General features: G+C 33.3%; 10 protein-coding genes. 4 read left to right on the forward strand and 6 right to left on the reverse strand.

What is annotated here, in order from left to right; genetic code table 11:
• The first annotated feature begins 89 nt into the window (after window positions 1-89).
• Together Dongsha4_RS12985 and Dongsha4_RS12990 are read left to right on the forward strand one after the other, a co-directional pair.
• Window positions 90-3518 (forward strand): PAS domain S-box protein, encoded by a 3429-nt coding sequence (locus tag Dongsha4_RS12985; protein WP_330202790.1) that lies wholly within the window; start codon window positions 90-92, stop codon window positions 3516-3518.
• Entirely contained in the window at window positions 3508-4533 is a 1026-nt protein-coding gene (locus Dongsha4_RS12990; RefSeq protein WP_330202791.1) for a PleD family two-component system response regulator, read from the forward strand. The genes Dongsha4_RS12985 and Dongsha4_RS12990 overlap by 11 nt, the downstream gene beginning before the upstream one ends.
• A 113-nt stretch (window positions 4534-4646) precedes the next feature.
• On the opposite strand, the gene Dongsha4_RS12995 is transcribed toward Dongsha4_RS12990, so the two are convergent.
• Window positions 4647-6095, reverse strand: a complete 1449-nt coding sequence (locus Dongsha4_RS12995) for a DUF3084 domain-containing protein (RefSeq protein WP_330202792.1) — start codon at window positions 6093-6095, stop codon at window positions 4647-4649.
• An 80-nt stretch (window positions 6096-6175) separates the two neighbouring features.
• Window positions 6176-6853, reverse strand: a complete 678-nt coding sequence (ntcA, locus tag Dongsha4_RS13000) for a global nitrogen regulator NtcA (RefSeq protein ID WP_015217989.1) — start codon at window positions 6851-6853, stop codon at window positions 6176-6178.
• Between the two features lie 153 nt (window positions 6854-7006).
• Between ntcA and fabI the strand changes: the two genes are divergently transcribed.
• The gene (fabI, locus tag Dongsha4_RS13005) at window positions 7007-7789 is read left to right on the forward strand and encodes an enoyl-ACP reductase FabI (RefSeq protein ID WP_330202793.1); all 783 of its coding nucleotides are present in this window, start codon (window positions 7007-7009) and stop codon (window positions 7787-7789) included.
• Between the two features lie 111 nt (window positions 7790-7900).
• On the opposite strand, the gene Dongsha4_RS13010 is transcribed toward fabI, so the two are convergent.
• Both Dongsha4_RS13010 and Dongsha4_RS13015 read right to left on the reverse strand, forming a co-directional pair.
• Window positions 7901-9058, reverse strand: coding sequence for a pyridoxal phosphate-dependent aminotransferase (locus Dongsha4_RS13010; RefSeq protein ID WP_330202794.1), 1158 nt, complete (start codon window positions 9056-9058; stop codon window positions 7901-7903).
• Window positions 9059-9361: 303 nt separating this feature from the next.
• Entirely contained in the window at window positions 9362-10192 is an 831-nt protein-coding gene (locus tag Dongsha4_RS13015) for an inositol monophosphatase family protein (RefSeq protein ID WP_330202795.1), read from the reverse strand.
• Window positions 10193-10377: 185 nt separating this feature from the next.
• Between Dongsha4_RS13015 and murG the strand changes: the two genes are divergently transcribed.
• Complete coding sequence (gene murG, locus Dongsha4_RS13020) at window positions 10378-11466, forward strand: undecaprenyldiphospho-muramoylpentapeptide beta-N-acetylglucosaminyltransferase (RefSeq protein ID WP_330202796.1); 1089 nt, start codon at window positions 10378-10380, stop codon at window positions 11464-11466.
• A 127-nt stretch (window positions 11467-11593) separates the two neighbouring features.
• Here murG and Dongsha4_RS13025 read toward each other — a convergent pair whose 3' ends face one another.
• Entirely contained in the window at window positions 11594-12250 is a 657-nt protein-coding gene (locus tag Dongsha4_RS13025) for a class I SAM-dependent methyltransferase (protein WP_330205438.1), read from the reverse strand.
• A 15-nt stretch (window positions 12251-12265) separates the two neighbouring features.
• A complete protein-coding gene (locus tag Dongsha4_RS13030; protein ID WP_330202797.1) occupies window positions 12266-13528 on the reverse strand; it encodes a lipid-A-disaccharide synthase in 1263 nt (420 codons plus the stop codon).
• Window positions 13529-13530 lie beyond the last annotated feature (2 nt).

A 13530-nucleotide genomic window follows, 5' to 3' on the forward strand; every position in this document is an offset into this window, starting at 1 on the left:
ACACTTTGATTAATCCTTAAAATTTTCATTGATTGAGAAAAAAAGTGTCATAATTTGAGCAAATCCTGAAAATCACTATTAATCCTGTGATGAGTTCCGAAAAAATTAATTTACTTCTGATTGAACCACGAACAGATAATTATAGTTTAATTCGCAAATTACTCACACAAATAAAATATGTAGATTACAGTTTAAAATGGTTTAAAAATATTCAAGAAGCTACGGTGACCGCATCTCAATTTTATGACTATGATGCTTATATAATCAACTCATCGACAAAGAATATCAAACAATGGTGTAAGCTACTTTTTCCCTCTCCAGTAATTTTACTCACCGAAGACATCGCAACAGGTAGAAATTTTTTACATCAAGGTATTAGCGATTATTTAGTAATTAATCAATTAAATTCAGTTTTACTAGAACATTCTCTCCGTTTATCTCTTGAAAATAGCCGTTATCAAAAACAATTAAAACAAAATACCATAAACTATCAAACTACTATTGCTCAAGAAAGAGAAAAACTAAAACAGATTATAATTTTTCACGAAGATACAACCCTACGCAAACAAACTCAATTAGAATTAGAAAGCCAAAAAAAGAAATATAAAACAATACTCAAAACCGCCATGAATGGTATCTGGATTGTTGATGTTGCCACAAATCCTCCTCGTCTAGTGGAAGTCAATGATGCTTACTGTTATATGAGTGGTTATACCAAGTCAGAATTACTGTCTATGTCAATTTTAGACATTGAATATGATCTTAATCCTAAAACCCTTCAAGAAAGGACGGAAATGATTATCAAATCCCAAAAACTTTGTTTTGAAACTAAACACCGACGTAAAGACGGCACAATCATGGATTTGTTAGTTAGCGTCAACTATATTAAAGAATTTAACTTAGTCGTTGGTTTTCAGCAAGACATAACAGAAAAAAATAAAGTCCAAAACCAACTTTTAGAAACAAATGCAAAGATGAGTGCCATTTTTGACGCACTGCCAGACTTATTCTTAACTATTTCTTCTCAAGGAATAATTATTGACTATAAATCTTCTTCTCGTTTCAGTAACTTATATCTATCGACTGAAGTATCTTTATCTAAATCGATTATAGATGTTTTCCCTGACTACTTCTGTCAAAAAATATTTGATGCCATAAGATATTGTCAACAAACAAAAGAAGTTGTTAAATTTGACTATTCCATACTTAGAGACGAAAAAATAAACTATGAAGAAGCAAGAGTAGTTGCTTTAAATAACCAAGAATTTCTAATAAATATTCGTAATATCACTCAAACTAAATTAGCTGAAATTGCACTTAAAGAAAGCGAAAATCGTTATGCAGAGTTAGCAGAATCTTTACCTATAGGTTTATATCGCAATAATACAGAGGGTCAATGTATTTATATTAATCAGAAAACCAGTGAACTTTTAGGCATTAGTTTTGAAGAATGTTTAGGAGAAGGGTGGGCAAAACGACTTCATCCAGAGGATGCCCAAAGAATTTATGAATCGTGGATGAAAGCCTTTAAAAGTAAATCTTATTGGCAAGAAGAATATCGTTTTTTACATCCTAACGGTAAAATGGTATGGGTGATGGCAAATTGTACTTTTACTTACAATGAAAAAGGAGAAAATACTGGCTCAATTGGAGGATTGACAGATATTACGCCCCTAAAAGAATTAGAGCAAAATTTACAAAAATCACAAAAATTCATCAAAACTATTATTAACACTATCCCCTTTCCTATTTTTTGGAAAGACAGAAATAGTATTTTTCTTGGCTGTAATCAACTACTAGCAGATATTCACGGTTTATCATCAACCAACGAAATAATCGGTAAAACCCCTTTTGACTTTGCTGTTACAGAGGAGGAAGCCCTAAAGTACATTGAAGATGATAGAGAAGTGATAGAATCCAATCAAGCAAAATTATTTATTGAAGAAACATTCACTTTAGATAATGGTGAACAACTTTGGATAGAAACTCATAAAGCCCCTTTGCCTGACGAAAAGGGAAATATTATTGGCTTAGTGGGAATGTTTAAAGATATAACAGAGCGTAAACAAACAGAAATTGAACTAAAAAAAGCAAAAATTAAAGCCGAAGAAGCCTCCCAAGCAAAAAGCCTTTTTTTGGCAAATATGAGCCATGAATTACGCACTCCCCTTAATGCAATTTTAGGCTTTACTCAACTAATGAGTCTTGATGATGATATTTCTCAAAGACACAAGCAATATATCGACACTATTAGTAAATCTGGGGAACATTTATTATCACTTATTAATGAAATTATCGATCTGTCAAAGATAGAATATGGGAAATTAAAAGTCAATAAATACTCTTTCAATTTTCTGGATTTTCTTAATAACCTCGATGAAATTTTTACCTTAAAAGCTCGAAACAAAAATATCGATTTTATTTTGTATAAACAATCTGGTTTGCCTGAATATATAAAAACAGATCAAGGAAAATTGAGATCTATTATTACTAATTTGATTAATAATGGGATTAAATTCACCCGTCAAGGTTCAATAACACTAACTGTTAAAGTAATTAATGACGATGATATTCAACAAGAAGACAATCAAAATGTTAACATTTATTTCTCTGTTGAGGATACTGGAACGGGTATTCCTGAAAATGAACTAGAAAAAATCTTTAAAATTTTTACTCAGGGAAATAGGGGGCAAAACTCAGGAGAAGGAAGTGGTTTAGGATTAGCTATTTGTGAAACATATACTAATTTATTGGGGGGACATATTAAAGTTAGTAGTAACCTCCATTATGGTAGTAAGTTTGAATTTAACATCATATGTCAAAAAGTAAAATTTACTGATTTAGTGAAGGGCAATAACATTGTTAAGATCTTTGATAATGACTTTTTTATCTCAAAATATAGAATATTACTACTAGAAAAAAATCCTGTAGATATTCAAATTATTCGTCATCTTTTTAGGGGAGAAAATTTTGAGCTTAGAGAAAGTGGAAATAGACAAGAAACTCTTAAAATTTATAAACAATGGCAACCAAGTCTAATTTTAATTTCTGTTTCGAGTTTAAATAGTAAGAATATAGAAACAGTAAAAATAATTAGAAGGTTAGAATTCAATTATTCATATCAGACTAAAATTGTCGCTTTAACAACTTTATCGTCAACTTATGAACTCTTAACGGCGGGTTTTGATGATTTTATCTTAAAACCCTTTGATTTCACTAATTTTTGGCGAAAAATAGAACTATGTTTGAATATAGAGCTTAAGTGGCAAAATAAAATTGTTGATCACGAAAATAATCAAAAGACGATTCGATTAAAACCTGAAGATTTAGTCTTTATGGGCTATTCTTGGCGCAAAAAACTTTTTTATAATTCCTTGAGTGCCAGAAGTAGTAAAATACTAAGAACCATTGAAGAAATTCCCGATAACTATCGACAAATAAGAGAGTCTCTAAAATTATTGACTGATCAACTCAATTTTGAAGAGTTAATGTATTTGAGTAACATAAATGAATACTGATGGTGAAATAAGTACAAATGATGGTGGAGATAATCATAATTCTAAAAAGGGTGATATTTTAATTGTTGATGATCAAATTGAAAATATCCAATTTCTTTCCACGATGTTGACGGATAATGGTTATGAGGTGAGACAAGTATTAAGTGGAAAACAAGCGTTAAAAGTAGTTGATTATGATCCTCCTGAATTAATTTTGTTAGATATAATGATGCCTGAAATAGATGGTTATGGGGTTTGTCGTCAACTAAAGAGTAATTCTCGTACTTGTCAAATCCCCATTATATTTCTTAGTGCTAAACAACAATTGTCAGAAAAAATTAAGGGTTTTAAAGTGGGGGGAGTTGATTATATAACTAAGCCTTTTGTTGTGGCTGAAGTAGTTTGTCGTGTGGAAACTCATTTAAAAATTTATCGTTATCAAAATCTTTTAAATCAGGAAATAGTTGCCCGAAAAAAAGTTGAACAACAGTTATTAATTGCAAATCAAAAACTGGAACAAATTGCGAATATTGATGGTTTAACGGGGGTTTATAATCGTCGTTATTTTAATGATTTATTATCAAAAGAATGGTATCGTTTATGTCGGGAAAAACAACCTTTATCAATGATTATGGTTGATATTGACTGTTTTAAGGAATATAATGACACCTATGGACATTTACAGGGTGATGAAGTTTTAAAGGCGATCGCATTTACCCTAAAGTCTAGTTTACAACGCTCCAGTGATTTTGTTGCCCGTTATGGGGGAGAAGAGTTTGTGATTCTCCTACCTAATACTGATTTACAGGGTTCAATTACGATATGTGAGAATATTTCTCTAAAAATAATGGAATTAGCTATACCCCATCGAGGTTCTAGTGCCAGTAATAGCATTACGATTAGTATGGGCGTTCATTGTCTTATTCCCTCTACAAAAATTAATCCCTCTACTTTAATTGATAAGTCGGATGATGCTCTTTATCAGGCAAAAAAAGAGGGTAGAAATTGTTTTCGATATTGTGTTGACTTAGGGTAATATTCAGATCATCGGAGTTCAGGGTTCAGAGTTGGAATTTATTAATTACGAATTGTTTATTACCCTTGCCCTTTGCCTTTTGCCCATTCCCTATTCCCCACCTAAATGATAAATCATAGTCTAAATACTTCCTTCCCATCCGCAATTACTACTAAATTAATTTGTAAGGGGCCAGAAGTATAGGTTTCGTTGGCGGCGACAGTTAAAATTTCGTCAATAGTTTGGTCTGAAGATTGTAATTCTTCGATAAAGTTCACTAAGGAAATTATTTTGCCATCACCGATAAAAATTTGTCCCAATATTCCCTCTCTACGGGCGCGGAATTGGCTAACAGAAATGAGAAAGTCTAGTTTTTCTTGCAATTCACCACTGTTTAAATCTTGTTCATCAATGGAAATAGATGCGATCGCTTCATTTTTTTGATAGATTATTTGATTAGGGGTAACATCTCCAAAAATACGGATTCTTTCTTCTCCTTGCACATAATTACCAGCCGATAAAATTCTCACCAGATACTGCCCTGGGTTGGCTAGTTGTTGTTTCATCTGTTCAACTTGCCCTCTAGTTATTTGCACAAACCTTTCTGTAGGAGGTTGATTACCATAACCGATAATCTGCATAACATTGCGATTGGCTTGACTTAAAATGGCATCCACTAATTCACTGATGTCTGTATCTTTTTTGATTTGTACCAAAGTAACGCTTAATACTTGTCCTTTAATAACAGCAATAGGTCTTTCTCTTAAATCTTGATAAGTTTGGTAATATTGCTCAAGAATTTCCACCTCTTGACGGTAAAATTCCAGTTGACTTTCTAAAGAAGCTAATTCCTGTTCCTTTGCGTCTAATATATCATCAGTTTGAGAAATGAGGCGATCGAGCTCTACTATTTGCTCATCTCGACTATTTATATCAGATTCTAACTGTTTTTGTCTCTTTTTTAACTGTTCAAGACTCCTTTGTTGCTGTTGTAAAATCACCTCTTGTTGTTCAATTTGCCCTTGTTTTTCCTGTAACTCTTGATCTCTTTGAGCGATGGATTCTTCTAATTTTAAACTTTGTTGTTGAATGTCCTCTTTTTCTATTAATAAATCTTCTTTTTCTTTAATAATTCTTCCTACTTCTTTTCTTAGTTTTTCTGTTCTATTTTGAATTTCTTTTACTTTTTTTTGAGTTGTGGATAACTCATTTTCCTTAATATTTAATTGACTTAAAACAGTATTTTGTCTATTCTTAGCTTCTAACAGAGCTTTTTCCGCCTCTTCTTTTTCCGTTTTAACTGTTTCTAATTGTTCTGTTATTTCTCGTCTTTTTTGGAGAATTTCGTCCAGTTGAAAAACTCCCTGACGTAAAGATGCACTTAAACTAAATAAAATAATTAAAGTAGAAGCAGAAATTAATGTTCCTGTACCGATAGTAATTAAAACTGCTGTTTGTTTTGGTCTTAATTGAAAAAGTCTTAATCTAGCCTTTCCAACCCTTGTGCCAATGCGATCGCCCAGTGCTGCGATTAGTCCCCCCAAAAGTAACATCGCTATGATTAAAATATAAGCGCTAGTCATTAGTTAATAATTTATGTAGTTAAAAATCAAAAAAATGATTATTTCTTGTTAGTAAAGGTGGGAGGAAACAGAGGAAAAACTTATGCAAATTGCTGACTAAGGGCAACAGGATTATGTACTGTGATTTTTTTCTTATTAATAGTAATTAAATTTTCTTGTCTTAATTCTCCTAATAAACGAGTCACCGTTACCCGTGTTGAACCAATAGCCTCTGCGATCGCTTGATGTGACAACTTTAAATCAATAGTAATACCGCTAGGGCTAGGAATACCAAAATCCCGACAAAGAATCAATAAAAAACTAACTAAACGAGAAGCCATATCACGATGGGCTAAAGTCTCAATCATCATTTCCGTTTGCAATATTCGAGACGACAAGCCTTGTAGCATCAACCTAGACAACTCAGGATTTTCTTTTAAAGAACGCTGAAAATGCTCAATAGGAGCAGAAAGTAATTCCACAGGAGTGAAAGCCACCGCATGGTAGAAGCGATCGGATTTTTGCCCAGTAATCAAAGACAAGACCCCAAAAACACTATTTTCTCGCAACAAAGCCACGGTAATCTCTTCCCCTGCCTCATAAACCCGTGACAACTTGACAGCACCTTTCATTAAAAAATATACTCTTTCCGCAGGATCACCCGGAAAAAAAATTGTTTTACCCCGTTCAAATTTTTCCACCACAGGGGTATAAATTCCCGCCCCAATTTGACGAAAAACTGAAGCTAAAGGTTGTTCAGACATAGACAATGATTGCATAGAGATAATTAACTTAAAAATAAAATAAAAAATGGCTCGATAAACGACCCTTTCTATAAGAAAATAAGAATAACGAGAAAACCGTCTATAACTTGATCAGTTTAGCGAATAATTGTCCTTAAATTACAGAAAATTAGATTCAAAATCAAGAATATGTTAGATTTGACAGGAAAAAACGCTTTAGTAACAGGTATTGCTAACAATAAATCCATTGCTTGGGGTATTGCTCAACAACTACATAAAGCCGGTGCAAATATTGGTGTTACCTATTTACCCGATGATAAAGGACGTTTCGAGAAAAAAGTTGGAGATTTAGTAGAACCTTTAAACCCCAGTGTTTTTCTTCCTTGCAATGTGCAAGATGATGCTCAAATAGATTCTACCTTCGATCAAATTAAAGACCAATGGGGTCATATAGACATTTTAATTCATTGCCTAGCCTTTGCGCAGAAAGAAGACCTCTCAGGAGAATTTAGTAGTACTTCTCGTAATGGTTTCCAAACAGCTTTAGATGTAAGTGCCTATTCTTTAACCCGTTTAGTGCAATCAGCAAAACCCTTATTTCGTGAAGGTAGTAGTATTTTAACCCTTAGCTATCTTGGAGGTGTGAAAGTTATCCCTAACTATAATGTCATGGGTGTAGCCAAATCCGCCTTAGAAATGAGTGTTCGTTATTTAGCCTCCGAATTAGGCCCTATGAATGTGCGAGTAAATGCCATTTCTGCTGGCCCCATTCGCACTCTTGCCTCTTCTGCAGTGGGTGGAATTCTTGATATGATTCACCACGTGGAAAAAGTTGCACCCCTCAGACGCACTGTTACTCAAACTGAAGTAGGAAACACCGCCGCTTTTTTATGTAGTGATCTATCTAGTGGTATTACAGGACAAATTATTTACGTCGATGCAGGTTATGAAATTATGGGCATGACAGAGTAAGTATTGAGTTAGGGTGTTAGAGAATTGGGGAATTGGGGGATTGGTGTTAGTGTTAATTAAACACTTTTGCCTCTTGCCCTTTGCCCTTTTAACTTGACTTTCACCCTTGTTTTAAACCTCGATAAGTTGTGATAAACCTTCCACCAATCTGTTAATACCTATAGATGCAGTATCATAATTTAACGCTCCATAGGCAACCCTTAAACAACACTTATTTTCTACACCAAAAGTTGTACCCGGAATTACTGCTACTCGATAGTTTTCAATGAGTTTTTTTGTTAGTTCAAAAGAATTTATCTCGCTCTTAATTTTTAAAAACAAATAAAATGCCCCATCAGATTTACTCACTTCACAAATATCGGTAATTTTTGCTAAAGAATCAAGCATTTTTTCTCTAACTTGATTAATTTGTAATAAGTATTTTTGACAATAATTTTTACCAATTTTTAAAGCACCATAAGCACCATATTGGGAAATTACAGGAGGACAAATTAAAATTGTATCTTGAATTTTTTTTACAGCCATTTCTAAATGTTTTGGAATCACCATATAGCCAATTCTCCAACTGGCAAAACCGTAGGCTTTCGATAAACTAAATAAAGAAATTGTGTGATTATCACTATCGACAAAAGACGCAGGAGAATAGTGTTTAATTCCATTGTAAGTAAAATACTCATAAGCCTCATCACTGATATGATAAATTCCTTTTTCTTTACATAATATGTTAATCGCTAATAAGTCTTTTTTTGAGTAAACAACCCCTGTGGGATTATTGGGAGAAATGGTTACAATTGCTTTTGTTTTTGGTGTTATGGCATCAATTATTCTTTCTATATCTGGTTGATATTGATTATTTGTATCGACAATTATAGGTTTACAATTAGCTAATCTAATTGCCATTTCATGGTTAAAATAATAGGGGGCTAAAATGATTATTTCATCTTCTGGATTAGTGATAGCTAAAACTGCATTCATAAACGCCATATTTGACCCTGCAGTCACGAAAATAGATGATTTATTTTGACTATAATTAATCTTATTATCTCTAGCTAATTTAGTCTCTATTTCTGCTAATAATTCATTTACACCGTTGATGGATTGATATAAATTATTTCGAGGATTATTGGCAAATTTATCAATCTCTTTGAAAGTTTCATCAGGAGGAGGATAAAATACAACTCCTTGCCCTAAAGAGATAGTATTCGGATTATTAATAATTAATTCATTAATAATGGGTATTAATGGTAACTGTATATTATCTGCACGCATAAAAAAACCTCAATTCGACGCAATAATATCAATAATGTTGGGCAAGTTTCAGGTGTCAGGAATTAAAATTAGGAATTAGCTATTTTCATTCTTCTTTTTTTATCTAGTGCGTTATCACTTTTTCTTGATTCTTAATTGAAATCTATTATTCATTATTAACTATTAACTAACTGTCTTTTTTTCTCTTTTTTAGTTGACAATAATGCTTTTCCTCTCATTTCAACAAAAAACATACTACCTAAATCAATGCTTTGTGTTGCAAGCAAACTGTTGTCTATTGCCTGACTTCTGCAAGAAGTCTAATTAGGAAATAAGTAAAGATTTAGGTTGATAAATTGACTCTACTAAAGGCTTAAAAACGGAAATTAAATTCTCTTTTGCCACTGCTAAACAGGGAAAGCTGATATTACCATAATTGACTCCTTTAGTAAGAGGAAAAGCGTTTTCTGGATTGATATGGACAAAACTTCCCCCTGCGGCTAAAAGTATCGGATAAGCACCAGCAATATCCCAAATTTTTGGACTAGCTTCGATCGCACCCAAAGTAGCACCACAAGCGACAGAAATAAGATCATAACTTGTCACACCAGTGATTCTAACTTTGCAGGGAAAATCTTGTTTGAGAATATCTAAGCTACGGTTGCACATTGTCACCACGTGATTCATGGTAGGAGATGCGTCACTGGTAGAAATAGGATTATTGTTGAGAAAAGCACCTCTGGGGCCAGTTAATCCCGTATTACCATAATAATAACCATGATAAGTTTGTTGTACTTGGGGAAAATGAACAAAACCGAAAACGGGAATACCTCGATAAAGTAAGCCGATAGATATACCCCAAATCGGAATACCACGGGTAAAATTAGTTGTACCATCAATGGGGTCAATTACCCAACACCATTCATTAGGGGGTAAAATATGCTCGGTTTCCTCCGTCAAAACCCCATGAGTGGGAAAACATTGTTTAATTCCCAGTCTTAACTCCTCATCCGCCCATTTATCCGCCTTAGTTACTAGACTACCATCAGCTTTCCGAGTTGGTTCTAATTGAGCAAAATCCGCTAGTAAACTTTCCCCAATGCGGTGGGTAATCTGGTGACAGAAATTATATACTTGATGCCAGAAATAAATCATTTTTTCCTCAATAAAATTGGTTGGACGAATAAATAAAGAGTTTGGAGTTTGAAGTTAGATAATAATTGTGGGCTAATTATTTATTTCTCAATTTTTAATTCTTGAATTATTAATTCAAAACTCTATCCTTTACAAAGTATAATTTATTATTCCGAACAATTGATAATTTATATTTATAGATATTCGTGTCTGTGAAACAACCTCGTTTACTCATTGCCGCCAGTGGCACGGGAGGGCATTTATTTCCCGCTTTAGCTGTAGCCCAACAGTTACCAGATTATCAGATTCAATGGTTAGGTGTGCCTAATCGCTTAGAAACTACTCTTGTGCCTTCCGATTACCGTTTACATACCGTTGATATTGAGGGTTTTCAAACCAGTTTCGGCATCAAAACTATTTTTGTCATGGGTAAAATGCTCAGTGCGATCGCACGTACTTATCAAATCATTAAAAAGAGTAAAATAGAGATAGTTTTCACCACAGGGGGTTATATTGCCGCTCCTGCCATTATTGCCGCTAAATTGGCTAAAATTCCCGTCATTCTACACGAATCTAACTATATACCGGGAAAAGTAACTAAGTTATTCGGAAAATGGTGTAAATTAGTAGCTATTGGTTTTCGAGGTACAGAAAAATATTTACCCAAAAGTAAAACCCAATGGGTAAGTACACCCGTTAGAGAGGAATTTTTACAACCCCAAACTTTGCCATTAGATATTCCCGACGATGTTCCTCTAATTGTCGCTATGGGGGGTTCACAAGGAGCAGTAGCCCTAAATAAATTGGTCAGACAATCAGCACCTCAAATACTAGAAACAGGGGCTTATATAGTCCATTTAACGGGCAATCAAGACGATGAAATCGGAACTTTGACCCATCCTCATTATTTAGAAATGCCTTTTTATGATAAGATGGGTGCATTATTACAAAGGGCAAATCTGGCCATTAGTCGCTCAGGTGCTGGAAGTTTAACCGAATTAGCCATTACTAAAACTCCTTCCATTTTGATTCCTTATCCTTTTGCCGCAGAAGACCATCAATTTTTTAACGGTCAAGAATTTACTAACGCTGAGGCTTCTTTGATGTTTAGGCAAGAACATTTATCCTCAGAACTATTAACAGAAACAGTATTAGATTTGTTAAATAACCAAGATAAATTGATGAAAATGAGTTTTCATGCTCAACAATTAGCCGATAAAAATAGTGCAAGTGCGATCGCAGATATGATTATTAATGAATTAACTTATACTCGGCGAGAGAATAAAAAATATTGATGAAGACAAGGCAAGAGGCAAGAGGCAAAAGGCAATGGTAATTAAAAATTAGTAATTAGTAATTAATGAAAACCTGAAACCTGACACCTAAAACCTGAAACCTATTTTATAATTCCTAACCACGAAATCAGTTTAGACTATGTCTTAACGTCCAATGGCGAGGAGAAGAATGATATACTTGAGCCGAATACCATTCCATTTCATGGGCTAAATCTTTTATTTCATCAACAGTTAATGCCGCCCTTAAGGAATCTTTAAATAGTTGTTTCTGTCGAGGACTATAATCTAAGTTAGCTTTTTGAACAATTTTTTCTATATCATCCTCTGATTTGGGGCGGAATAAATCTCTAATTAAAATAACCCCATTTTTTTTCACAACCCGATTAATTTCTTTTAACAATTCCAAAGGTTGGGGTATATGATGAATCAAACTGTTAGAAATAATTAAATCAAAACTATTGTCAGGATAGGGCATTTTTTTTCCATCCACTAACTGTAACGAAATTTGAGACGATTTATTTTTCTCCTGAATATTTGTTTCTGCTATTTTTAACATAGATGAAGCTAAATCAATAGCCGTAATGTGCCATTGAGGACAAAAATCAGCTAGTATTAGAGGTATTCTGGCTGTACCAGTACCAACGTCAAGCACTTTACTTTGTTCTTTTCCTAATTTACTAGCAAGAAGGGCAAAATCTGTGTTAACTTCTGTGAAGTCCATTTGATCATATTCTTGGGCTTCTAAGTCATCGTCCATGACTTCAGGTTCTAAAATACGCTCTATCATTGATAAATTGCCTTATTTATTGTTAATAATGTTAGCAACAATTTGACTTATTTTTTCACTAGCACCAGCACTTCCTCTGAGTTTTTGTAAATCGGATTTTATTTTTTTCAATTTATCCTCATTATTCAACAAATCTAAAACTAAATTACCCACTTCTTCTACTTTCAAATGTCCTATTAATTCAGGGACAATTTCTTTTTTTGCCCAGATATTAGGCCAGGCATAAAGTTTTTTATTTTTCACCGTATATTGAATAACTATCCAATTAATTAATTTAGCAAAATAATCGCCAATAATTGGTAAGTTTGCCAATAACCCTAAGATTCCATCCCATGATTTCATTGCTGTTAGTTGATAGGTGGGAATTAAAACAATCATCGGCATAGTTAGTGAGCCTAATTGTGCAGTGTTTGCCCCTACGGTTGTTAAGCATAATTGACATTGTGTTATTTCTTCATAACAAGGAAATTTAGTAATTAATTTTATTTTTATTCCGTCAGATGTTTGTAAATAAAGTTGATTATTAATAGTAACTAATTCCCCTGTAATATTACCTAATTGTTCAATCAAATTATTATCCTCTTTTTTTCCGTAACTTGCTAATATTTCTGTCGTAATAGTAGGAGCAACAGGGATGATAAATTCTACATTATGATTATATTTATATAGATAAGATGCGATCGCCATTAAAAAAGGTACACCTTGGGTTAATTTTGCCGATTTAGAACCAGGTAACAGTCCAATTTTAACTATTTCATTATTTCCTATATTTTGTATATTATCAGATGTTATATCTGCCATTAAATCCCCAACTAAATGGCATTTACTATGAAAATAACTGGGTATTTTATCTAAAACAGATTGTTGCATTAAAGCAAAATAATCAATATATCTATACCATCTTGCATCCCATTCTGCATAAACCAAACTTAAAAAACCTAATCTTTTGGCAATAACAACAGTAAAAAATTGATCTCCTCCTAAAAATAAAACCAATCCTCGTTGATACCAATCCCAATTATCTCTTGTCTTTCCCCATAATAAAAATGGAAAAAAATTTTCCGCTCCCAAAATGCGATTAATTTCAGGTAATTTACGGGCAATATTAACCTCATTACCCGTTGCATGAGGGCAAGGAGATAAAATTAAAGAAATACGCAAATTTTCTTGATTAATAGTGGATAAAGAACGAATTTGCTTCACAATAGGTAAAACCCATGTTGTAATTTCTCCTGGGCCATTTGATAAAATTACTAAGTCAAAATATGAGTCCACAA

The sequence above is a fragment of the Cyanobacterium sp. Dongsha4 genome, from assembly GCF_036345015.1.
In the GTDB taxonomy this organism is placed as follows: domain Bacteria; phylum Cyanobacteriota; class Cyanobacteriia; order Cyanobacteriales; family Cyanobacteriaceae; genus PCC-10605.

Coding starts and splice junctions, on each gene's coding strand:
- ntcA (WP_015217989.1), bottom strand. CDS start 6,853: ATGCAATCATTGTCTATGTCTGAACAACCTTTAGCTTCAGTTTTTCGT.
- Dongsha4_RS12995 (WP_330202792.1), bottom strand. CDS start 6,095: ATGACTAGCGCTTATATTTTAATCATAGCGATGTTACTTTTGGGGGGA.
- Dongsha4_RS13010 (WP_330202794.1), bottom strand. CDS start 9,058: ATGCGTGCAGATAATATACAGTTACCATTAATACCCATTATTAATGAA.
- fabI (WP_330202793.1), top strand. CDS start 7,007: ATGTTAGATTTGACAGGAAAAAACGCTTTAGTAACAGGTATTGCTAAC.
- Dongsha4_RS13015 (WP_330202795.1), bottom strand. CDS start 10,192: ATGATTTATTTCTGGCATCAAGTATATAATTTCTGTCACCAGATTACC.
- Dongsha4_RS12985 (WP_330202790.1), top strand. CDS start 90: ATGAGTTCCGAAAAAATTAATTTACTTCTGATTGAACCACGAACAGAT.
- Dongsha4_RS12990 (WP_330202791.1), top strand. CDS start 3,508: ATGAATACTGATGGTGAAATAAGTACAAATGATGGTGGAGATAATCAT.